The sequence below is a fragment of the Peribacillus sp. SRI_006 genome, from assembly GCF_057586375.1.
In genome coordinates this window covers 168,534-190,522 of the sequence record NZ_JBYCZT010000005.1, presented here as the reverse complement: position 1 = coordinate 190,522, position 21,989 = coordinate 168,534, and the positions used below count along the sequence as shown (strand labels likewise).

At 40.6% G+C, this 21,989-nt stretch carries 21 protein-coding genes; 10 read left to right on the top strand and 11 right to left on the bottom strand.

What is annotated here, in order from left to right; genetic code table 11:
- Positions 1-24 precede the first annotated feature (24 nt).
- Entirely contained in the window at positions 25-810 is a 786-nt protein-coding gene (locus tag AC2YHV_RS08845; RefSeq protein WP_057279005.1) for an ABC transporter permease, read from the bottom strand.
- The gene (locus tag AC2YHV_RS08840; protein WP_487373096.1) at positions 810-1,439 is read right to left on the bottom strand and encodes an ABC transporter ATP-binding protein; all 630 of its coding nucleotides are present in this window, start codon (positions 1,437-1,439) and stop codon (positions 810-812) included. The genes AC2YHV_RS08845 and AC2YHV_RS08840 overlap by 1 nt, the downstream gene beginning before the upstream one ends.
- Positions 1,440-1,618: 179 nt before the next feature.
- Between AC2YHV_RS08840 and AC2YHV_RS08835 the strand changes: the two genes are divergently transcribed.
- Positions 1,619-2,437 (top strand): thermonuclease family protein, encoded by an 819-nt coding sequence (locus tag AC2YHV_RS08835; RefSeq protein WP_487373056.1) that lies wholly within the window; start codon positions 1,619-1,621, stop codon positions 2,435-2,437.
- 1,401 nt (positions 2,438-3,838) lie between these two features.
- A complete protein-coding gene (locus AC2YHV_RS08830) occupies positions 3,839-4,333 on the top strand; it encodes a sigma-70 family RNA polymerase sigma factor (protein ID WP_063576960.1) in 495 nt (164 codons plus the stop codon).
- Positions 4,334-4,380: 47 nt separating this feature from the next.
- Here AC2YHV_RS08830 and AC2YHV_RS08825 read toward each other — a convergent pair whose 3' ends face one another.
- On the bottom strand, positions 4,381-4,575 hold the full coding sequence (locus AC2YHV_RS08825) for a hypothetical protein (RefSeq protein WP_095389998.1): 195 nt from the start codon (positions 4,573-4,575) through the stop codon (positions 4,381-4,383).
- A 452-nt stretch (positions 4,576-5,027) separates the two neighbouring features.
- On the opposite strand from AC2YHV_RS08825, the gene AC2YHV_RS08820 reads away from it, so the two are divergent.
- The gene (locus AC2YHV_RS08820; protein WP_064505160.1) at positions 5,028-5,204 is read left to right on the top strand and encodes a YkvS family protein; all 177 of its coding nucleotides are present in this window, start codon (positions 5,028-5,030) and stop codon (positions 5,202-5,204) included.
- A 193-nt stretch (positions 5,205-5,397) separates the two neighbouring features.
- Positions 5,398-6,009, top strand: coding sequence for a hypothetical protein (locus tag AC2YHV_RS08815; RefSeq protein WP_278088832.1), 612 nt, complete (start codon positions 5,398-5,400; stop codon positions 6,007-6,009).
- A gap of 52 nt (positions 6,010-6,061) precedes the next feature.
- On the opposite strand, the gene AC2YHV_RS08810 is transcribed toward AC2YHV_RS08815, so the two are convergent.
- From AC2YHV_RS08810 to AC2YHV_RS08800, 3 genes are all read right to left on the bottom strand, one after another.
- Positions 6,062-7,102, bottom strand: a complete 1,041-nt coding sequence (locus AC2YHV_RS08810; protein ID WP_487373055.1) for a YkvI family membrane protein — start codon at positions 7,100-7,102, stop codon at positions 6,062-6,064.
- 381 nt (positions 7,103-7,483) lie between these two features.
- Positions 7,484-9,178 carry a M3 family oligoendopeptidase gene (locus tag AC2YHV_RS08805; RefSeq protein ID WP_487373054.1) on the bottom strand — a complete coding sequence of 565 codons (1,695 nt, stop codon included), beginning with the start codon at positions 9,176-9,178 and terminating at the stop codon, positions 7,484-7,486.
- A 225-nt stretch (positions 9,179-9,403) separates the two neighbouring features.
- The gene (locus tag AC2YHV_RS08800; RefSeq protein ID WP_034314147.1) at positions 9,404-9,841 is read right to left on the bottom strand and encodes a MarR family winged helix-turn-helix transcriptional regulator; all 438 of its coding nucleotides are present in this window, start codon (positions 9,839-9,841) and stop codon (positions 9,404-9,406) included.
- 156 nt (positions 9,842-9,997) lie between these two features.
- On the opposite strand from AC2YHV_RS08800, the gene AC2YHV_RS08795 reads away from it, so the two are divergent.
- The 3 genes from AC2YHV_RS08795 (at position 9,998) to AC2YHV_RS08785 (ending at position 13,707) form a co-directional block, all read left to right on the top strand.
- Complete coding sequence (locus AC2YHV_RS08795; RefSeq protein ID WP_487373053.1) at positions 9,998-11,494, top strand: ATP-binding protein; 1,497 nt, start codon at positions 9,998-10,000, stop codon at positions 11,492-11,494.
- A 144-nt stretch (positions 11,495-11,638) separates the two neighbouring features.
- Positions 11,639-12,862: an MFS transporter gene (locus tag AC2YHV_RS08790; RefSeq protein ID WP_487373095.1), complete on the top strand. Its 1,224-nt coding sequence runs from the start codon at positions 11,639-11,641 to the stop codon at positions 12,860-12,862.
- Between the two features lie 113 nt (positions 12,863-12,975).
- Positions 12,976-13,707 carry a ZIP family metal transporter gene (locus tag AC2YHV_RS08785; protein WP_057278998.1) on the top strand — a complete coding sequence of 244 codons (732 nt, stop codon included), beginning with the start codon at positions 12,976-12,978 and terminating at the stop codon, positions 13,705-13,707.
- Between the two features lie 294 nt (positions 13,708-14,001).
- Here the strand turns inward: AC2YHV_RS08785 and AC2YHV_RS08780 are convergent, their stop codons facing one another.
- On the bottom strand, positions 14,002-14,244 hold the full coding sequence (locus AC2YHV_RS08780) for an aspartyl-phosphate phosphatase Spo0E family protein (protein ID WP_034314155.1): 243 nt from the start codon (positions 14,242-14,244) through the stop codon (positions 14,002-14,004).
- 467 nt (positions 14,245-14,711) lie between these two features.
- A complete protein-coding gene (locus tag AC2YHV_RS08775; protein ID WP_186442091.1) occupies positions 14,712-16,871 on the bottom strand; it encodes a PAS domain-containing sensor histidine kinase in 2,160 nt (719 codons plus the stop codon).
- Positions 16,872-17,148: 277 nt separating this feature from the next.
- Here AC2YHV_RS08775 and AC2YHV_RS08770 point away from each other — a divergent pair, with 277 nt between their 5' ends.
- Positions 17,149-18,174 (top strand): acyltransferase family protein, encoded by a 1,026-nt coding sequence (locus AC2YHV_RS08770; RefSeq protein ID WP_063596374.1) that lies wholly within the window; start codon positions 17,149-17,151, stop codon positions 18,172-18,174.
- Between the two features lie 204 nt (positions 18,175-18,378).
- Positions 18,379-20,139, top strand: coding sequence for a B12-binding domain-containing radical SAM protein (locus tag AC2YHV_RS08765; RefSeq protein WP_095391730.1), 1,761 nt, complete (start codon positions 18,379-18,381; stop codon positions 20,137-20,139).
- Positions 20,140-20,174: 35 nt separating this feature from the next.
- On the opposite strand, the gene AC2YHV_RS08760 is transcribed toward AC2YHV_RS08765, so the two are convergent.
- Entirely contained in the window at positions 20,175-20,321 is a 147-nt protein-coding gene (locus AC2YHV_RS08760) for a hypothetical protein (RefSeq protein ID WP_164468810.1), read from the bottom strand.
- Positions 20,314-20,478: a hypothetical protein gene (locus AC2YHV_RS08755; RefSeq protein ID WP_057278994.1), complete on the bottom strand. Its 165-nt coding sequence runs from the start codon at positions 20,476-20,478 to the stop codon at positions 20,314-20,316. Before AC2YHV_RS08755 ends, AC2YHV_RS08760 begins: the two co-directional genes overlap by 8 nt.
- A 122-nt stretch (positions 20,479-20,600) precedes the next feature.
- Between AC2YHV_RS08755 and AC2YHV_RS08750 the strand changes: the two genes are divergently transcribed.
- Positions 20,601-20,936 (top strand): DUF3905 domain-containing protein, encoded by a 336-nt coding sequence (locus AC2YHV_RS08750; RefSeq protein WP_034314168.1) that lies wholly within the window; start codon positions 20,601-20,603, stop codon positions 20,934-20,936.
- Positions 20,937-21,005: 69 nt separating this feature from the next.
- On the opposite strand, the gene AC2YHV_RS08745 is transcribed toward AC2YHV_RS08750, so the two are convergent.
- On the bottom strand, positions 21,006-21,983 hold the full coding sequence (locus AC2YHV_RS08745) for a quinone oxidoreductase family protein (protein WP_034314170.1): 978 nt from the start codon (positions 21,981-21,983) through the stop codon (positions 21,006-21,008).
- Between the last annotated feature and the right edge of the window lie 6 nt (positions 21,984-21,989).

The following is a 21,989-nucleotide window of genomic DNA, read 5'->3' as shown; positions in this document are numbered from 1 at the left end:
ATTACTTTTCAGATTCTTCAATGATTAAATGGACAGCTGTGCATTTTTGGTAAAAAAAGCCCTGAAACTCAGCATAATGAAAAGGACCACCGTTAATGAAACACTTCCGAGAATTCCAATCAGAATCGCAATCTGGTACTCAATAGCAATTAGCGGGCTTATCCCCGAAATGATTTGCCCTGTCATCATTCCTGGAAGGAAGATAATCCCCATCCCGAGCATATTGTTCAAAGTCGGGAGCACAGCCGAGTCGAATGCAGCATCCACATATTTCTTCACAGCCCTCGCTGGAGTCGCTCCAAGCATCAACATCGCTTCTACCCTTTCACGATTACCGCTTATCCCTTCATGGAGGTTCTTAAGCGCCAATGTCACTCCGGTCATGGCATTCCCCACGATCATCCCTGCAATTGGAATGAAGTACCTCGGCTCATACCATGGCGTGAAATGAATCACGACCACATTAAAATAAAACAAAGCAGCCATGGGACCTGACAACATACTTAAGATAACGATCCTTTTGATTTTCTTATTAAGAGTATGGGACACTTGCTTAAAAATATTATGGATGGAAAATAGGGCCATCGCACATAAAAATCCTAAAGAAAGTAATGGGTGGGGATTTTCAAAGATATATGTCAAAACATATCCTGCGAGAATGAGTTGGACAGTCATCCGCACTGTGGCCAGCATGATTTGCTTTTCCCGTGTAATCCCGCGCCACTTCACGATTATGAGCAGAATCACTACAAACACGTAGGCCGCACAAAGACGCCAGAACTCAATATCTATTATCCCATTCGACTCCATTAATAGTCACTCTCCTTCGCCTTTTTCAGAACGATCCTATGTTCAGCACACATGTCCGCCAGCTGTTTTGAATGGGTTATCATGATGACCGTTCCTTTTTCCCGCTTCACTCCTTCTAAAAAACGCCCCATGACCGTCAGCTCGGCTTCCTCATCAAGAGCTGAAGTCGGTTCATCCAATAAATACACGTCGGGGTTCAATAAAAGTAACCTCGCCAGTGCCAGTCTCTGTTTCTCCCCGCCAGAAAGATATTCCGCATCCTCGTCCAAGGACTTCTGTAACTGGACCGTTTCAAGTGCTTTAACCAATTCTTCTTTATCCTTTTTTTCCCGTTCCGTCAATTCCAGGCCAATCTGAAGATTTTCTTCAATCGTACCCGGTAAAGTGAATGGTGCCTGAGAAAGCATTGTGACTTTACGCCGGAGCTCTATCGGGTTGAATTCATCCAGCAACTGATCCTGATAATAAATCGAACCGCTATCCGGGTCATCCATCCTGTTCAATAATCGTAGCAGTGAGGTTTTTCCTGAACCGCTTTCCCCAGTCAAACAAGTAACCATACACGCCGGTATTTCCAAATCATCAATATTCAAAATCCCTTTATATTTAATATTTTCTAGCCTGAATATCATTTTACCCGCCTGCCTCCCTTACTCCACGATATCATTATAAGAAACTATCCTAATATGGGGTAGCGATGCATGTAAAGATTTTCATTTTCTTTCGCATTTTTATAGGTTAGTATTATTCCTGCCGAATATATCCATGACGGACGTGGAAAACACCTTAATAAATGGAGGGACTTATCATGAACGGAAATTCCTTTTTACATTCTTACCTGAATGTTTTTCTCCTTACTGCACTTTGCCTGATCACGTTGTCTGGCTGCCAGGCAGCTTCAAATAACGTGATCAATCAATCCAAACAGGAAGATTCACTTTCCAACGAAGACACCCGTTCCAGTGCGGATTCTTCAAATGAAGAGAAAGGCAAGACATTCACAGCCGAGATCATCAAAGTTATTGACGGAGATACAGTAAAAATCAAAATGACTAATGGAAATCAAGAAACGGTCAGGCTCCTGTTGATAGATACTCCAGAAACCGTGCACCCATCCAAGCCCGTTCAGCCTTTTGGGCCTGAAGCAAGCAAGTTCGCCAAGGAACTCATGCCTTCGGGCTCTAAAGTGGAAGTAGAAACCGGCATAGGTGAAAGAGATAAATACGGCCGGCTGCTGGCCTATTTTTATGTAGATGGTAAAATGGTGAATAAACTCCTGCTGGAAAAAGGACTGGCGAGGGTAGCTTATGTTTATGCACCGAACACGAAATACCTTGATGAATTGGAAAATATTCAAAAACAAGCCCAACAAGACGAAATCGGTATTTGGTCAATTGAAAACTATGCAACTTCAAAAGGGTTCGATGATTCGAAGTCAAAAGAAGCATCCGCGGAAAAGCCCACTGGGTCTTGCAATAACCCGCAAATTAAAGGGAATATAAATTCCAAAGGCAATAAAATTTATCACATTCCTTCGGGCCAATATTACGAAATAACTAAACCAGAAGAAATGTTTTGCACTGAAAAAGACGCACAGGATGCTGGATTCAGAAAATCGCAAAGTTAACAAATACATTGGTTTTATTTAAAAAAAGATCGAGTTGATTTCAAAAATCCGCTCCCCTTCCGCCGACTGTCTGCCAAGCCTCCTCGGTATAAGCGCCTGCGGGGTCTCGGCCAGCCAGTTATTCGGCTGGAGTGTAGCAAATTTCTCCATGCATTAATTAGTACAGGAAAAAAACATGATGGATATACTAGTCTTATATAGGGTTTTCGGAATAAGACGACGAGCCAGCTGTTTTTTCTTTTAAAAATTCCAGTTGATTTCAGAAATCCGCTCCCTTTCCGCCGACTGTCTGCCAAGCCTCCTCGACGCAAGCGTCTGTGGGGTCTCGGCTAGCCAGTTATTCGGCACGAGTGTCGCAAATTTCTTCCATCCATTAAGGAGTACAAGAAAAAACATGAAGGATAAACTAGTCAATTAAACATGGTTCGGAATAAGACGAGCCAGCAGTTTTTTTAAATATCACAAAGTTGATTGGAATGGAAGGTACGGAAAAGCGCGTCTAAGGGAGACCCCACAGGCTTAAAGAGCGCCGAGGGGCTCCCGGAACACCCGCGGAAAGCGAGTGCCTGAAGTGGAAATCTAAATTTTACACCGCCTCAAAAAACTGTGGACAAAAGGATTTCTATCTTTTAAAACAAAGTTGATTGGAGCGGGTGTTCGAGACTCCTGCGGGAAAAGCGTGGCAAGGGAGACCCCGCAGGCGCGCCGAGGAGGCTCCCTGACCGCCCGCGGAAAGCGAGTGCCTGAAGTGGAAATCTAAATTTTATACCACCTCAAAAAAAACTGTGGACAAAAGGATTTCTATGTTTTAAAACAAAGTTGATTGGAGCGGGTGTTCGAGACTCCTGCGGGAAAAGCGGTCTGAGGGGGACCCCCGCAGGCGCGCCGAGGAGGCTCCCTGACCGCCCGCGGAAAGCGAGTGCCTGAAGTGGAAATCTAAATTTTACACCGCCTCAAAAAACCTGCGGACAAAAGGATTTCTATGTTTTAAAACAAAGTTGATTGGAGCGGGTGTACGAGACTCCTGCAGGAAAAGCGGTCTGAGGGGGACCCCCGCAGGCGTGCCGAGGAGGCTCCCAGATGATGAAGTGGAAATCACAGTTGAACTATAAAATATATCCTTGTTTTAAATGAGGCCATTCCAAACTACCCTTGTCGACAAACGGAACATGATGTTTCGGCACATCCAATCTTAGGATGTGTTTTTTCATTTGGTCCCACACACTCAATATTTCCTTAATTATCCTTTTCTCATCAAAAAGGTTCTCTTAGCTCCTTTAAAACCCACTTGTTATTACCGCCATTTTTCGGTTATGCCATTTGGCTTTATCCGATCGATTTATTTATGGTAGAAGCACCCGGGAATACAGGAAAGTGCACTTTCTAAAGGTGACTTGCTTAATGAAAGATTTCTCAGCGCTAACGGAAGAATTCACCCCGATGATCCATCATATTATCCGCTCACTTTCCATCTATAAAAATAAGGAAGAATATTTTCAAGTAGGCTTGATCGCTTTATGGGAGTCATTAGGGAATTTCAATGAGGAATACGGACAATTCTCCAACTATGCCTATACAGTAATCAAAGGCAAAATTCTGAACGAATTAAAGCATCATCATAAATATGAAATCCGTACCGAACCCTTTGATTCCTTCCTATTAGAGATGATTAAAGATCCTTTTTCAATGCATGAAGAGGCATTTGCGATCGAAAATATATTAACCTATACGGAAGGATTGACACTGAATCAGCAACGCTGGCTTTTACAGACATACCTTGAAAATAAAACCGTGACTGAAATAGCTGAGATATATCAAGTTACTGCTGCAGCCGTCAAATCATGGAGAAAGTCCGCCTTAAATAAATTAAGGAAACAATTGATTTTTCCATTATAAATAATTTGGGGCGGCTCAATCATGAGCCACCCCAAACTATACATCCATCAACTTCTCGCTTCTTCTAAATACGTATAAATTATCACACCGTTATGTTGAGCATTCCCCCGAAAATGTTTAAAGTCATCCCTTTTAACAAGAACCTCACGAAAAGCTAAAAATTCTTCTTTTGTTATCCGGAACTCTTCCATTTCCCGATTTGCCAATTTATCGAGTACTTCTTTTGCTTCCTCTGCATTCATATATTATCCTCCTTAATTATCGAATGTTCCATCATTTTCAGACAGGAGAAATTCCGCTTTCATTTTAACATAAACTTGCCACTTCATATAAATCGGAATTTTTTGTTGCCCACTTACTACATTATTCTTTACGAATGCTTTAAAATAGTGCAAACTGTATATTAAAATATCATAATGTAAAATGATTGGCATTTTTTGTACATATAATTACATACTGGTACGCATAACTGCGTTTGCAAGATATACCAAATTATGCCACATCTTTACAACGCTCCATTACAAGAATCGTACCTCCTTTTAAAAGTTTAGCTTACTGTACCGACATAAGAGATAACTAATTCTCTTACTAGCACTTCCCACGTCAAAATCTAAACGGCAAGATGTTCGAATAATCCAATTACTCCATTGTTACTTTTTGATCATTGGAAACAAAATGGGAAAGGATGATTACCATGAAGAAAGCGGAAGTTGGAAATATCATTGAATTTAGAGAAGGCTTAAAAGGAATCGTCGAGAAAGTGAACGAGAACTCAGTAATCGTGGACGTCACGTATATGGAAAATTATCGTGATTTGGAGCTTGAACAAAAAACAGTCGTAAACCATAAAAATTATAAAATCATAGGATAATTCAATTTATCAAACGGGATGGTTACTAGATGACCATTCCGTTTTTCACTTTTTAGCAATCGCCCCATTCGATTCCCCCGCTTTTTGTAACCATTTCCATTTCATGCCGTCTAATTCATTAAAGGGAAAAGCACCTGTATGTGATGCAGGAATATCCAGTTTGAAATTTCTATCAGAAAGAGGAGGGAAACACATGACTTGTTGGACACGTTATATTGGCTGTGTCACATTCGCCGCTTTTCTGCTGACTGGCTGCGGTACGGCCACAGACGAAAATGCAGATGAGCCACAGGAAGATTCAATAAAAGAGGAGAACGGAGGCAACACTTCTCAAAGAGGCAATCGTAATAAAATAAGACTGATGGAGCAAAACCTGCAGTATACAATGAACGGGGAAGCAAAAGAAAAAACAGCATTCCTAAAAAAAAGCGATAATCAACCGTTCAGCCTCTATGTTTTGCAACAATTCAGGTTAAGTGCCGAAGAACCTGGAAAAGATATTGTGTTCCTGATTGAAGATGAATCCATTTATATGAGAATCGAATTGTTGAAGGCCGATGTCAGTTGGGATGAGGTGGAAGAAAATGTTCAAGACCAGCTGAAAAGCATTTCAGAAACGATTAGGGATCCTTCACTCGATATCGAGAGCGGCACAGGATTTGAAGTGGAAAGTGGGGATGATGTCATCACTTCCATTTTGCTCAAGGATGAAAAAGCCCCCGTCCGCTTAACGATGTTCACGAAAAAAGATAAAGATTACCGGGATGCTTTTCTAGAGATGGCTAAAACGCTGATGAAAGGGTGACCATTGATTTCCCCATGGTACGGAGGGCTAGGGGCAGGCCCCCCGTTCTCCATTACTCCTTGCCTGCCTTGCTCTTCCAGACCAGCACTAAAAAAAGGAGGCTTATGTATCCAAAAACCGGATAAATATATCCTAGTAACCTTCCATATCCGAATTCACTAATGACTAAAGCTATTAAAAAGATCACCGCTATGATCAGCATGCTTGGCAATTTAATATAACTGCTGATTTGCCTCTGTAAGCCATATATGTTTCCGATGACCGATGTGAATATCTCTCCGTATATCACCAAAATGAACATCCAATACAACTGACCGGCCGCAGTTCTCATAATAACTGCTGAAGGGATTTCATAACGATTCACGTCAGGAAGTGTCATAAGTGAAAAATGCCCCGTCAATAAAATGATGGTCAGGAATATCCCTCCAAGAATTGCTCCATGCTTAATGACCTTCTCATCTCGAACTTCATACGCAACCGGAACCAGCACAGCCTGTGCCAAAGCAAGATTAAAGGCTGTGTAGGCAAAGGGGGACAAAATCATTTTCACGGTGATCACTTCATCCGGAACTTTTGTAAGGGTCTTAAAGAAATCCCCATTACCTAAAGTCGAGCAAAAAAGAATCACGCTAAAGCAGATCATGATTGGTACAACAAACGAGTTCACAGTGAAAACACCGCGCATGCCCATCATCAGGACCAAGGATGCCAGGATGATCGTAGACCAACTTCCTATACTTTTAGGCACGCCAAGTTGTTCTTCAAAAACGGCTCCAGAACCCGATATCATGACAGCCGTCACCCCTAACAGCATGATCAGGAAAAAGAAGTTGATGATTCCCGCTATTTTCCTCCCAAAAAGAAATTGATTGAACTCCTCATACGAAGATGCTCTGATCCTTGCGGAAATGAGCATGATTTTCGTCCCGGTGAATATGAAAATATAACCTGCTATTAAAATCCCGATAAAGCCATAAAAACCATAACGGGTAAAAAACTCGACAATCTCTTTTCCAGTTGCAAATCCTGCACCGACGACTGTGCCTACATAAACCGCTGCAATCTGAAAACTCCCTGACCATCTTGACAGCATACTCTCCCCTCCTCCCTACATTTATATGTTAGGAAGAGATATTTAAGACAAGCCGGGCGATATTCCTTTCGTCGGCTGTTTTTTTCCTCGGTTTCATTCTCTCACAGTGCAGTCTGAACCCCCCTATGTTTGAAGCATCATTCCGAATGCATGAATATTAAAAAAAACGCTTGGAATAATCTCCAAGCGTTCAGACTGAATACTAATTAATAAACGTACCAGTTGATTCCAGAAATTCACTCCCTTTCCGCCGACTGTCTTTCATGCCGCATCATTGCAAGCACCTCGGCAGGAGTGTGGCAAATTTCTTTCTATATAAAAAAGTGTTCATGAAGGATAACCAAGTCTTCTTTTATAATCATGGTTCAGAGTTAGACCATTTCATAATGCCTTATCATCAACAGTGGAGAGCCATTCGTCTATCACCTTCACAACGGACTGTACAGTACCGTCAACAAACGGTGATTTCAGATTCGCAGATTCAACGAGATCAAGGAAGGACTTGCTGCCTCCAAGTTGGCACAGATTCAAATAATCCTCCCAAGCCGTTTCATCTTTTTCAGTCGACCTTTTCCAGAATTGGAAAGCACAAATCTGGGCCAATGTATAGTCGATATAATAAAAGGGTGATTGATAAATGTGGCTTTGCCGCTGCCAATACCCGCCATGCTCCAAGAATTCATTTCCTTCATAATCGCGATGCGGCAAATATTCCATCTCGATCTTACGCCAAGCCTGCTTTCTTTCAACGGGGGAGGCATTAGGATTTTCATAGACAAAATGCTGAAATTCATCAACAGCTACCCCATACGGGAGGAATATGAGGGCACCGCTTAGATGGGAAAACTTATATTTTTCCGTATCTTCCTTGAAAAATAGCTCCATCCATGGCCAAGTTAGAAATTCCATGCTCATCGAATGGATTTCACATGCTTCATATGTAGGCCAATAATATTCAGGAATATCAAGATCACGGCTGCGATACACTTGGAATGCATGACCTGCCTCATGTGTCAAAACATCAATATCCCCGGAAGTGCCATTGAAATTAGAAAAGATGAATGGAGCTTTATAGTCTTCTATAAAAGTACAGTAGCCACCGCTTTCTTTTCCTTTTTTCGCCACAAGGTCCATCAGGTCATTATCAATCATATAGTTGAAAAACTGATTCGTTTCAGGCGATAGTTCCTGGTACATCCTTTTCCCATTTCCGATGATCCACTCAGCATCGCCTTTTGGAATGGCATTACCCGTTCTGAAATGAAAATTCTCATCATAATAGTTCAGCTTCTCCAATCCAAGACGTTCCCGCTGCCGTTCCTTCAGTCGGGTGACAAGCGGTACCACTTCCTCTTTCACCTGCTTGCGGAATGCAGCAACCATATCAACATCATAATCAGTCCTTGTCATTCGATAATACCCAAGTTCCACGAAATTCCCATAACCCAGCGCTGTCGAAATCCCATTCCTCACCTTGACAAGTTCATCGAATATACGATCCAATTCCTCCTGCTTTTCTTCAAAGAAACCGTAATATGCCTCACTTGCATTTTTCCTTAACTCACGGTCCGAGGACTCCATAAAAGGCTGAAGCTGCGCAAGCGTTAATTCTTTTCCATCAAAGCGAATTTTTGCAGAGGCAATTAATTGTGAATACTCACTTGATAATTTATTTTCTTTTTGCAGCTGTGGTATGATTTCGGGCGAAAAGGTTTTGAGTTGGGCCTCTGCCAGGTCAAATAGTTGAGTTCCCCATTTCTCCTCAAGCTCCTTACGGAATTTCGAGCGAACGAGATCATTGTAAAATTTCGAGGTCAATTCTTCCATTTCAGGGGAGAAGTCATCTAAGTAATCATTCTCCGCTTTATAAAAAACATCATTGGTATCTATGGAATGCCGGATATAGACTAAATTAAACATCGTACCTACATAATTTCGTATTCCGTTTATTTCTTCCATGGCTTTTATTTGTGCATCGGCATTTGCAGCATCCGTAAACTTTTCCAAAGCTTTCATGAACCGGGTTTTAATTTCATCCATTTCAGGCCGCTTATATTTATACTCATTAAATTTCATATGTAAACTCCCTTTCGAATATAAAACATTTTTTCTGTATAACCAGTGTGACGTTATCCAATCGAATTCGTTTCCAAGTAACATTCACCATTATCACGGTTGTCGTAATGTAATTTAATTCGCCATAGCTTATTAAAAACCTTTTTATGTCGCTAAAACAAATTCATGTTTTATCAGACATAAAAAACCAGCACCTGTAGTCAAATCCAGGTGCTGGTTCTTTAGCTAATTTTGAGCGGAATACCCAATCTTTTTAAGCAATTCTATCACGGTCGCCTTTTCATCTTGCGTAAGTACACTCATGATATCATCGATTCTTTTTTCATGCTCAGGAAATACTCCTTCAATAAAGGCCTTTCCTTTATCGGTTATCTTTGCAAAGGTTACACGGCGATCCTCTTTACATGCTATTCGCTGCAGATATTCCTTCTGTTCAAGTTTATCCACGACATAGGTAATGCTGCCGCTGGCTAGCAGGATTTTTCCGCCTATTTGCTGAAGAGGCTGATCCCCTTTATGATAAAGCAATTCCAGTACTGCAAACTCAGTTGGATTCAAACCCTCTTCAGCTATATGTTTATTAACCACATCATTAATGGATCGATGAGCTCTAGACATCACAATGAACAGTTTCAAAGACTGTTGGATGTTATTATTCTCCATAACTTCACAACCTTAAAAATTTTTAATTAAAATATCTTGAATTAAAAGTTATTATATGACATTAAGGATTTTTTGTCAATCTGCCCTGTTAGTATGCACTATTGTTTAATCAATCATTTTGATATACTTGAAAAAAAAGCTAAAGTAGTGACAAACATGAAAACGAGGCATAAATTCACCACATACCTACTTATTGTTATTTTACCATTAATTTTTCTCTCTATCATTTATTGGATGCATTTAGAACGTTCCCTTCAAAAAGAAAGACAGGAACAAGCTGAATGGGCGGGAACGGTTTATCAAGAATACATAGATCAAGTTATAAGGGAAACGAAGGAAAACCTTGAACTGCTTAGCCTTAGCAGTTCCGTGCTTTATATGGATGATAAAAAAACCGAACTTCTTATGAACTGGATCAAAGATACAGATTCCAGGTATGCCGGAGTATATTGGCTAAATCGCGACGGTGTTTCCATTTCGGGTACGAATAAGAATTTCCATCATTACCATTTAATCGAACAAAATGATATAGAACGTGCAGTAAAAACTCAAAAAGCAGTTGTAGCAGGAACAAAGGAGCTTTATAACACTCATTTTAATTATTTTTCCATTTTTGCTCCCATACTGGATCAAGATAAAAAAGTGCAAGGGTTTTTATTGGCACATATCAGGCTGGATCATATGGAAAAAATATTGAAAATGCTCAGCCCTGGTCATACCTTTATATTGGAAACAAAGGACAAAACCCGAATTTTAGATATAAATGCCGAGGGATTCAATGGACATTCAACATGGGTGGATGTTCCTTTGACCGAAGTCGATTGGAAACTGTCCGTCAAAGTGCCCGACAAGATTAACACAAATAACATGAATATTTTTTTAATGCTTGTCTTTTTCACCTTCTTTATTACTCACATGATTTATATCATCATGGAGGAACTGATCGTTCGCAGGCATGCCAAAAACCAAAAATTACTAAACGAAAGCCAAAAAATAGATTTTGTCGGTACATTGGCTGCAAGTACTGCACATGAAATAAAAAACCCACTTACCGGCATAAAGGGGCTAGTTCAGTTACTGGTAGAAAAACACCCTGAGGAGCAAGATCAGTTCTATTACTCTGTCATCATGAAGGAAATTGAACGGATCAATAGCATCGTCAGCGAATTTTTGATTTTAGGAAAGCCAATGGTACAAACTTTATCCTTATATGATATTCGCAGTATCATTGCTGAATTGAGACCAATAATAGAATCAGAAGCACGTCACTTCAATATTGAAGTGGAATGGAATATCATAAAGGAGCCAATCCTGGTTCATTGTACAAAGGATCAACTCAAACAAGTCATTCTCAACATTGCCAAAAACGGTTTCGAGGCCATGGCAGTCGGGAAAAAGTTAAGGATTCGAATTCACCATGAAAATGAATCGGCTAAAATCATGATCATCGATAACGGGCAAGGACTGACTGAAAAAGATATAGGGAAAGTGTTCGATCCCTTCTATACATCGAAAAAAGAAGGAACGGGATTAGGGCTATTTGTGTGTAAACGAATCATTGAATCTTTTAACGGCACCATCGAGTTTTCAAGTAAACCTCTGGTCGGTACAACCGTTACAATCAGCTTGCCGCTTATAAAAGACCACACTTAGCAATACTTTGAAGAGTTATCGATTTTTTCATGAAGGCTAGTAACGATCCCGATTTATTTAAAGGTGTCATGCATACGGTGCATGCTTATTGAATCTATTTATGGAATAGGTAAAAATCTTAATAAGGAAGAAGGATATATACAGATGGGAAGTATCGCTGCCATTAAAACAAAAACGCAAAAACAAGATATGACTCTGAAAATCATGATCATCATAGGCATATGCCATTTAATGAATGATTCTCTTCAGGCCGTCGTACCGGCCATGTTCCCAATCCTCGAAAAATCAATGTCGCTTTCATATACACAGCTAGGAATGATTGCATTCTGCCTGAATATCGTCTCATCGCTCCTGCAACCGGCAGTTGGGTTTTATACGGATAAAAAACCGTTTCCATATGCATTGCCCATTGGGTTGACCAGTACTTTAATCGGGGTCATCATTCTCGCAATTGCCCCAAACTATACCATTATCCTTGGTGCAGTCATCCTGATGGGCTTAGGGTCGGCCATATTCCATCCGGAAGGCTCCAGGGTTGCCTACATGGCAGGCGGACCAAAGAGAGGCCTGGCACAATCCATTTATCAGGTCGGCGGGAATAGCGGGCAGGCACTTGCCCCACTCATCACAGCCATCGTACTTGTTCCATTTGGTCAAAAGGGCGCACTCTGGTTTGCCCTGGTTGCCTTGATGGCCGTTATCCTATTGCTGTATATTGCCAATTGGTATTCCCAAAAATTAGTTCACTTCCAGCCTAAAAAGCTTGCTGCAAAAATAATCAATAAAGAGCGGTCCCATAAAGTGGCCAAAGCCCTGGTATTGATTTTATTCATAATCTTTGCCCGTTCCTGGTATGTATCGTGCATGACGAACTTTTATAGTTTTTATTTGATCGAACAGTATTCATTCACGATAAAAGCCGCTCAATTTTTCCTATTTGCCTTTTTGGCAGCTGGTGCTGTTGGTACTTTTTTCGGAGGCCCGCTTGCTGATAGATTCGGACGTAAAAACATCATTTTCTTTTCTTTCGCTGCCAGTATGCCAATAACCGCACTTTTACCATTCGTACCTCCTACAGCCGCTTTTATCTTATTATTGATAGCGGGATTCATTATAATGAGCAGTTTTTCCGTCACGGTAATATACGCACAGGAATTGGTCCCGGGAAAAGTCGGTACGATGGCAGGCTTGACCGTAGGTTTAGCCTTCGGAATGGGTGCCATTGGATCCGTTTCATTGGGAGCCATTGCAGATATAATTGGAATTGAATCCATGATTAAACTAGTGGGATTCCTGCCATTACTGGGAATCATCAGCATATTGCTACCGTCTGATCTAACATTGGAAAAATGGTATGCAGAAGATTGATGCAAAATGGTTTTTTCCAGGAACATATTCTTTATGTCTAAATACAATGAATTATTGTTTCACCCAAAAATCCGCAAAGAAGTAACGATAAGTACCTTACAAAGGAGAAATTTATGAGTGGAGTTTTATTAGGAAGCATCCTATCTGCTATGTCTACAGGGTTTGGTGCGTTACCGATCTTGTTCATTCAAGGTTCAATCACACATCGATTCAGAGACACGCTACTGGCATTTACCGCTGGAATCATGATGGCTGCTTCGTTATTGAGCCTGATCCCGGAGTCTCTGGCCACCGGAGGGTATATTCAGCTGGTAATTGGGGTTTTTCTCGGGGTAATGACATTAACGGTCATGGAACAAAACATTCCTCATATCGATCTCAGCCATACGAAAAGTGGTATTCAGTTCGATGAAAAGGCCTTGCTCATCATCACTGCCATTACACTCCATAATATTCCTGAGGGGCTTTCTGTCGGGGTCAGTTACGCCTCTGATACAGCTGATACAGGTAACTTGATCGCTTTTGCCATCGGCCTGCAAAATGCTCCGGAAGGCTTACTGGTCGCCTTGTTTTTAATTAATCAAAAAATCGGTAAACTCACAGCATTCCTGATTGCAACCTTAACCGGCACCATCGAAATAATTACAGGCTTACTGGGTTATTATTTAACCTCTTACATTGGGTTCCTGGTTCCATACGGCCTAGCTTTCGCCGCCGGGGCAATGCTTTTCATCGTTTATAAGGAACTGATTCCCGAAAGCCATGGGGATGGTAATGAACGCACATCCACCTATTCCTTCATTATCGGCCTTTTGTTCATGGTCATATTATTGGAAATTTTATAATTGCGGTACTTCCATGGCTGGCTCCATCAAGTGAGTCAGCTCTTACTTTTTATTTATCAGTGTAATCCATTCAGAAAAATTAAGACTTCTAAACCAATCCGATGCACGAAGGACACCTTCTGGTGACCTCCCCTCGATATATACCCCAAATCCAAAGGAAATTCAAAAGATATATTCTTGTTTATATAAGTCTTTCTTTATTTGTTTTCAGATATGTTTCATTTCACCAGAAATCACACAAAGTTGATTGTCTCTTGCCTGCTAATATAAAAAGTCATGGGCATTCAGTTCCTTCTAAAAGGAAATGTCTTCATTAAAGGGCTGCTGTACAATAACAACCATTTCATCTCGCTTATTTCTCACTTCCACTGATGAATGATGTTGAAGGATCAGATACTCATTTATAAGTTTGTCAAGCTGCTCGCTTTGGCGAAGGGTATACTCATGGCCAAGTCCATACATTTTCGCCAACTCCATCATTTCCCAACGCTTCATTCGAATCTCAGAACAAATTTCCGTTGCACACCTAGAATTCATAACTACATTCACTACTCCTGCCCTTTTAAAGTTACATTATAATAAAGAAGTATTACAAAATATGCCTTATATGTAAATAGATTCGCAAAAAAAGACAAAACTTCTTAAATTGCGATATGGCTTGGTCCATCAGCAGACAGGATATGACGGAAATTCCTAAGCATAAGCATCATATATTGATCAGGAAGATTTCATATGAAGACAGCTCCGAAAATCGCTTTGAAAGATTCCCCTATTTGGATGCTATTATTAGTTTTCGCTTATTCAATTCGAGCAAATAATTTCTCAATGATTTAAAAGCAGGACAGCCCCTTAAGTGAAGCAAAAATGTTTATCATTATTACAACCCTCATTTGAAATCCCAGGATAATGATGATGAAACAAAAAAGGAATCCGATAAAGGATCCCTAATGAAGTATCCATGCTTTCCGTTAACTTAAGAAAGGTATAGAGCATCCCCTTCTCCATTACTCGAATGGCAAATAAATATGAAAGCTCGTCCCTTTTCCCACTTCGCTTTCCACTTCTATATAGCCATTGTGTTCTTCAATGATTTTATAGCTGACCATGAGCCCCAGTCCTGTTCCCCTATCCTTCGTCGTATAAAAAGGTTCACCCAATTTTTTTAGCATTTCCGTTGAAATCCCCATGCCTTTATCAGTAATTGAAATGCAAACGTATTTCTCTGAAAATCGGCTTGTTTTAATGTGAACAGATCCGCCATCCGGCATGACTTCCAATGCATTTTTGATGATATTAATGAACACTTGCTTTAACTGGTTCGCTTCACATAAAACCTTACATTCATCTTCTTCAAAGTTTGTCTCGAATTGAATATTTTCCAACAGTGCCTGAGCGGCCAGTAATTCCAGTGTCTCTCTCAATATGGTATGAACGTCCTGTTTGAAAACTTTTAGCGCCTGCGGCTTTGCCAGAACCAAAAATTCCGTGATAATGGTTTCGATTCGCTTAATTTCGGATGTAATCACATGAAAATATGTGGAAAACTCCCCTTTAACACCATCCTCAAGCAACTGGATAAAACCTTTTAAAGCTGTCATTGGATTCCTGATTTCGTGAGCAATACCTGCCGCCAATTCACCAACGACATTCAAAGTATCCGATTTACGGATTTGTTCCTGCATTTCGAGATTTTTACTCACATCACGGAAAATGCTTAAATTCAGATTCGAATATAAATTTTTCCTCGTCAAAAATTCAATATGCTTAACTCTTCCATCTTCGAATGTTATCGGAATGATGGAGGAGTATACCTCATGCTTATAAACATTTTCAATGTGAGAGTTCAATTCTGGAGCATTTTCAGGAATTTTTTCGATGAACCCCTTAACAGATAAAGAAAGCAGTTTGCGCTTCGAAATCTCCAATATTTTCTGACCCGCTTCATTAATATCCGTGAACCCTTCATGATTCCATAAAATCAGGCCGTCTAATGTTCCCTCAAAAATCTTCCTGAACTTCTTCTCACTATCCCTTAATTCCTTCTCAATCAGCCAGCGCTCACTGACATTTCGAAAGATCGTTACGTTATATCCGTCACCTTCATGTTTTTTTGCAGTCAATTCCAGCAATTTAATTTGGTTATTAGGCATTTTATAAATCAGCTCACCCCGCACCTGGGTGTCTCTTTCAAACGTTTCCATCATCTGACTAAAATGGTGATTGTTGCTGTAAACGTATTTCCAGATATAACTGCCAATCAAATCCTCCCTGCTGGATTCGAATATTTTACATGCTGAATGATTGACCCGAAAAATGATCCCGTCATCATTCCAGAATATGATTGCATCCATGGACTGGTCGAATAATTCCGCAAAAATCCGTTCACTCGTCTCTAACTTTTTTTCTATTATATTTGATTCTGTAATTCTTCCAAGCACAGACATATATAGTTCATTTCCTACCGTTGAACTTATCGAAAAAGTAAAATGATGCAGTTCATCCCCGACCTTTATCTCTACCTCCCCTTTATAGTTCGACTCATCAAAGGCTCTTTGTATGCTCTCATCCCAATATCCCCGATAATCTGGGGAGATGAGGTCCCTCATATTCTTACCGACAATCTCTTTTTTCGGAATGCCCAAGGCATGGATAAAGGCATGGTTCACTTCCATTATTATTCCTGAACTGTCGAATAGAACGATGCTTTCTATGGCTGTATCGAAAATGTCCAAAAACATCTGTCTTGACATCCCTGATTCCCTTGACGAAGAAACATCCAATGTCACATCCCCCAAACGATAGAACTGCTGTCCTTCGGAAAGTGATCCCATTCGTATAAACTCTATTTGCTTAAGGGCTCCGGTATGTAGCTGGATAATTTGCCTTTCACTTTCATTCGAGGTTTTTAGGGTGCTTGACACTTCCTGGTTATTTAAAGGGATGACATCGAGAAAATCAGTTATCCTCATGGACTCCAGTTGATCTTTAGGTGTTTCCAGCAGGGCACAAGCGGCATCATTGGCATAAGTGAGACGCAGTTCCTCATCAACCCTGATATAAGGCTCTGACATTGAATCGAACATATTCAGAAACCCTTCGATCTGTTTATTCAATTTTAAAATTTCCTGTTTATATTCCGTTTCATTCTCATAACCGATATTCATATTAACCCCCCTCATCAAAACCCATACCTACCCAACCATATTCGACATCCATCTTGATTTTCCTCGGTATTTTTCGAAAATCAGGACAAACACCTTTATCCAAAATTAACCTATATATCAAATGATAGTATATTGAATGCTGTAAAACTTAGCGTTAAGCTTAATTTAAGGTTTTTATAATAAATTTAATAAATAATGATTTAGTACAAGGTATTTAGGGAATAAGAAATAACAATGCTTTCTAGCTACCTTAAAATTTATTAAATGGAGGCAATAAATGAAACAACGTGATTTTTTCTTCGATAACGCCAAGTTCATTCTCATGGCATTTGTCGTCTTTGGTCATTTGCTGAATACGTATATACATGACAGTGAAACAATATATGCTTTATATAAAACCATTTATTCCTTTCACATGCCTGCCTTTATCCTTGTTTCAGGATTCTTTGCGAAAGGTTTTTATCAAAAAGGGTATTTAGGTAAAATTACTAAAAAGCTGATTTTACCCTACATCATTTTCCAATTGATATATACCGTTTACTATTATTTCTTATATGAACGTTCTGCCATCACTGTAGACCTGCTTGACCCCCAATGGTCGCTATGGTTCTTGATCAGTTTATTCTGTTGGAACATCATGCTGCTTGGTTTCTCAAAGCTAAAGCCATCAGTAGGCATAGGTTTATCTTTAATAATCGCATTATTGATTGGTTATATAGACAATATTTCCAATTACCTTAGTCTCTCCAGGACATTCGTTTTTTTCCCGATGTTTTTGATCGGGTACCATTTAAGCAAGGAACATTTAAAAAAACTATTCACTCCCAAAGTTCGTTTGGCATCACTTATTGTCATGTTAGTGATTTTTATCGGTTTTTATTTAAATACCGATATTAATTATAAATGGCTGCTCGGTTCGAAACCATATGCCGAACTTGAAGATGCGACAATCGTGTCCATGTTTAAACGCCTGGGGTTTTATGGATTGAGCATCATTTCAGTGTTCAGCTTCCTTTCGTTCATCCCACGCAGACAATATTTCTTTACGAATTGGGGTAAACAAACCCTTTATGTGTATCTGCTGCATGGTTTCTTCATTCGTTTCTTCCGCGAAAGCACCATACAGGAATACTTCAGCAATACAGAGAGCTTTATCATGCTCGCCGGACTCTCTTTCTTGATTACCGTGTTATTATCAAGTGAAATGATCGCTTCCATGGCACAGCCGATCATCGAATTGAAGGCGACCAAAACAAAACGATTCATGACTAAAACGAAAGACTATATTAAACAAGCGTTTTAAATAAAACGGATGAAGCATTTCCTGCTTTATCCGTTTTTTCAAATTCGATTTCTTATCCGACTTTCAAGCAGAAAAGATTCCCCTTCAATACCATAACTCATTTTTCAAATGGAGCACGCTATGGTAAAATAACTCGTTAGTGCTTGTTGGCTTAAAAAGACATGTACACGAAAGGAGCCAGGCGTTTCTTTTACGCCCTTTAACATGAATATAATAATCAGTACTCTTAACGCAAAATATATCCATACATCGCTATCCATCCGATATTTAAAAGCTTACGCCCAGCCTGATTATGATGTCCAGCTGGCAGAATATACGATAAAAGATCCAATTATGAACATCGTTGGTGACCTTCATTCCAAAAAACCTGATGTCATAGGGTTCAGCTGCTATATTTGGAACATCGAGGAAACAATGAAAGTCGTAGCCATGCTTAAAAAAATCAACCCGGAATTGGTCATCATTCTCGGCGGACCTGAAGTCACCTATGATGTTGGGGAATGGCTTGATCAGATTCCCGGGGCTGATTTCATCGTAATCGGTGAAGGTGAAGTCACCTTCAAGGCCCTTTTATCTGAAATTGAAGGTTCGAATGACTATAAGAAGATCGGCGGCATTGCGTACCGACAGGATGGAAAAAAAATCATCCAGCCTCAGAACGGCAAGGTTGATTTAAAATCCCTCCCTTCTCCATATCGTTTGGAGGAAGACCGCGGCGACCTATCTAAACGTGTCACCTATATCGAAACTAGCCGAGGTTGCCCGTTCAGCTGCCAATTTTGCCTTTCATCGATTGAAGTGGGTGTCAGGTATTTTGATCGTGAAAAGATTAAAGAAGATATCAGGTACCTTATGGCTAATGGTGCAAAGACCATTAAGTTCGTTGACCGAACCTTCAATATCAGCCGAAGCTATGCCATGGAGATGTTTCAATTCTTAATCGATGAGCATCTTCCCGGTGTGGTTTTCCAGTTCGAGATCACGGCGGACATCATGCGTCCGGAAGTTATCCAGTTCTTGAACGACAATGCCCCTGCAGGACTGTTCCGCTTTGAAATAGGGGTACAATCGACGAATGATCATACGAATGATCTAGTAATGAGAAGACAGAATTTCGAAAAACTGACCAGGACCGTAACCATGGTAAAAGATGGTCAGAAAATTGATCAGCATTTAGACCTTATTGCCGGTTTACCGGAAGAAGATTATCATTCTTTCCGAAAGACCTTCAATGATGTTTTCGAGCTTAGACCCGAAGAGATGCAGCTTGGTTTCTTAAAGATGCTTCGTGGAACCGGCTTACGGATACGAGCCGATGAACACCAATATATATACAGCGAACATGCTCCTTATGAAATATTGGGGAATAATGTTTTATCCTTCGATGACATTGTCCGCATTAAACAAGTTGAAGATGTACTTGAAAAATACTGGAACGATCATAGAATGGATCATACTACGGAATATCTTGTCAAAACGGTATTTCAATCACCGTTCGACTTCTTTCAAGATTTCGGTACCTATTGGGATGAACAAGGGTGGTCACGAATCGGCCATCAGCTTGAAGACTTGTTCAGACGTTTACAGCAGTTTTTGGCTTCCCGGGAATCTGCCGAACTGAAAAACATTATCGGACTCATGAAATTGGATTATTTCATGAATCAAAAATACAAACCACGTAAACCTTGGTGGGAAGCTTCATTAGATAAAAGTGGTCGGAAAGAGATATATGAATATATTCTCAATAAGCCTGAACAGCTTGGTTCCTCTTTCACCGCTTTGGCCCTGAATGAAAAAGAAATACACAAACACACGTTGCTCGAGGCACTTCCCTTTGATCTGGAAACGTATTTAGCCGAGGGAACAATCGTCGATAAACCTTCATTCATGCTTGCCTATTTTGATCCGAGTGGTAAGGGATCAACGATTTTCCCTCTTTCAAAATCCGGCAGCATCATGCTTTAATAATAAGGACGGACCCAAGGCTGGGTCCGTCCTTTTTACTTATCACTTTCACGTTTTTTATTTTCTTTTGCCAAAATTTCATAAATTTTAGTTGCGTTCATATCGCCGCTGAACTCTATTCCAAATTCAGTTCGTACATGTTCCCCCATCTTTTCCCCGCTGTTCCGTTTTTCTTTATCCATTACTTCTTCCTTTTCTGCCTTGCTTTGAATTGCGGTTGGCACCTTTCATTGCATTTTCCTCCATTGCGAACTCATTGGAAAATTCATTTTCAGCTTGATTTCTTTTTGGCGTTTTACTTGCTTTGACAGCTCCATCCACATTGGCTTTCCGTTTCATTTTCATCCACCCTTTTTAATATAGTTTACCTTTTAGAATGGGGTAAAAATGCCGGAAATTATTCAGGGATAATATAGGGACAGACGAGAAAAATAACCGTAAAACGAAAAGGGAGACACTACATGAAAAAGAAATTGGATTCACCAATTGTCAACGATACACAACCACACCAAATTAACGCACCAAGCTTTAAGGGGACCGGCATAAAACCACAGGCTCCATTCGTCAATGATTATGGAGTCGTCATTGGCGACAGTAAATATGCCTCTGAAAACTCACCACTCGAAAACTGGAGCGAAGATACAGACCCGGAAATCATGGCTGGAGACGAATGGGTACACCCCACCAATGATATAGGCTGGAATTCAACTGAAAACCGCCAACTATTAGAGTCTAAAATAGCGCCGCAGCCGCCTTTCATGCATCCAGATAAAGATGTTAGCACTGATACGGATTGAGGCGTGCTTTCTTTAGGGTCAAAGGAACAAGTGAAATCCTAGAAGGGGTGCATCATACACCCCTTATTCTCATTTAACCTGCAAAATCAACTTCCCTTTTGTTTGCCGGGCGTTCATTTCCTCATGAACGGCTGCTGCCTTTTCAATTGGGTAGATGCCCCCGATAGTTAACTTAAGCTCCCCGGACGCAACGTATGCAAAAAGGGCTTGAATGCTAGGCAACAGCAAATCCGGGTGTTTCATGATCTGTGGCAGGAAAAAACCCACGACGGATTGATTGCGCCTCATTAATTGCTGCGGGTTCATCGTATAAGGCTTACGACTTGCATTGCCAAAAACAACAAGACGTCCAAAGGGAGCCAAACATTTCAACGTTTTATTGAAAATATCCCCTCCAGCCATTTCCAGCGCGACGTCTACTCCCTTTCCTCCCGTGACCTCACGGACTTTCATTTCCCATCCTTCTTGCGTGTAATCAATGAGTTCATCTGCCCCCATCTCTTTAGCCAGTTCCAACTTTTCCACTGTACTGGCGGTGGCAATCACTTTTCCAGCCCCGAAGATTTTGGCTAACTGTACGGCAATCGATCCCACTCCCCCAGCAGCAGCATGGACCAATACCGTTTCACCCTGTTGCATGCGTCCCATTGTCTTAAGAATATGATAGGCGCTCAGACCTTGGAGGGGCAAGGCAACAGCTTCATGGAACTGAATGGCATCAGGAAGCGGAATGGCCGAGAATTCATCAGAAAGGGCATATTCTGAATATCCACCAGATTCAATTAAGCTGACGACCCTTGTACCAGGTTTGATTTTGGTCACCTTTCCACCAACTTCCACCACTACGCCAGCCACTTCCGCACCGGGAATGAACGGTAGCGGCGTAGGAACTACATATTGCCCTTCCCTTCTGGCTGTATCTGCATAATTGACGCCTACACAATCGATTTCAATCAGGACTTCATGCCCTGTTGGCACAGGTCTTTCCATTTCAGTCAATTTCAGTACTTCCGGTCCGCCGTATTCTTCAAAATGAATAGCTTTCATCTTTAT

Bases quoted from the DNA above. Each gene is read 5' to 3' on its own strand.
- AC2YHV_RS08845 (WP_057279005.1), bottom strand. From the start codon at position 810: ATGGAGTCGAATGGGATAATAGATATTGAGTTCTGGCGTCTTTGTGCG.
- AC2YHV_RS08835 (WP_487373056.1), top strand. From the start codon at position 1,619: ATGAACGGAAATTCCTTTTTACATTCTTACCTGAATGTTTTTCTCCTT.
- AC2YHV_RS08830 (WP_063576960.1), top strand. From the start codon at position 3,839: ATGAAAGATTTCTCAGCGCTAACGGAAGAATTCACCCCGATGATCCAT.
- AC2YHV_RS08825 (WP_095389998.1), bottom strand. From the start codon at position 4,575: ATGAATGCAGAGGAAGCAAAAGAAGTACTCGATAAATTGGCAAATCGG.
- AC2YHV_RS08820 (WP_064505160.1), top strand. From the start codon at position 5,028: ATGAAGAAAGCGGAAGTTGGAAATATCATTGAATTTAGAGAAGGCTTA.
- AC2YHV_RS08815 (WP_278088832.1), top strand. From the start codon at position 5,398: ATGACTTGTTGGACACGTTATATTGGCTGTGTCACATTCGCCGCTTTT.
- AC2YHV_RS08810 (WP_487373055.1), bottom strand. From the start codon at position 7,102: ATGCTGTCAAGATGGTCAGGGAGTTTTCAGATTGCAGCGGTTTATGTA.
- AC2YHV_RS08805 (WP_487373054.1), bottom strand. From the start codon at position 9,178: ATGAAATTTAATGAGTATAAATATAAGCGGCCTGAAATGGATGAAATT.
- AC2YHV_RS08800 (WP_034314147.1), bottom strand. From the start codon at position 9,841: ATGGAGAATAATAACATCCAACAGTCTTTGAAACTGTTCATTGTGATG.
- AC2YHV_RS08795 (WP_487373053.1), top strand. From the start codon at position 9,998: ATGAAAACGAGGCATAAATTCACCACATACCTACTTATTGTTATTTTA.
- AC2YHV_RS08790 (WP_487373095.1), top strand. From the start codon at position 11,639: ATGGGAAGTATCGCTGCCATTAAAACAAAAACGCAAAAACAAGATATG.
- AC2YHV_RS08785 (WP_057278998.1), top strand. From the start codon at position 12,976: ATGAGTGGAGTTTTATTAGGAAGCATCCTATCTGCTATGTCTACAGGG.
- AC2YHV_RS08780 (WP_034314155.1), bottom strand. From the start codon at position 14,244: ATGAATTCTAGGTGTGCAACGGAAATTTGTTCTGAGATTCGAATGAAG.
- AC2YHV_RS08775 (WP_186442091.1), bottom strand. From the start codon at position 16,871: ATGAATATCGGTTATGAGAATGAAACGGAATATAAACAGGAAATTTTA.
- AC2YHV_RS08770 (WP_063596374.1), top strand. From the start codon at position 17,149: ATGAAACAACGTGATTTTTTCTTCGATAACGCCAAGTTCATTCTCATG.
- AC2YHV_RS08765 (WP_095391730.1), top strand. From the start codon at position 18,379: ATGAATATAATAATCAGTACTCTTAACGCAAAATATATCCATACATCG.
- AC2YHV_RS08760 (WP_164468810.1), bottom strand. From the start codon at position 20,321: ATGGATAAAGAAAAACGGAACAGCGGGGAAAAGATGGGGGAACATGTA.
- AC2YHV_RS08755 (WP_057278994.1), bottom strand. From the start codon at position 20,478: ATGAAACGGAAAGCCAATGTGGATGGAGCTGTCAAAGCAAGTAAAACG.
- AC2YHV_RS08750 (WP_034314168.1), top strand. From the start codon at position 20,601: ATGAAAAAGAAATTGGATTCACCAATTGTCAACGATACACAACCACAC.
- AC2YHV_RS08745 (WP_034314170.1), bottom strand. From the start codon at position 21,983: ATGAAAGCTATTCATTTTGAAGAATACGGCGGACCGGAAGTACTGAAA.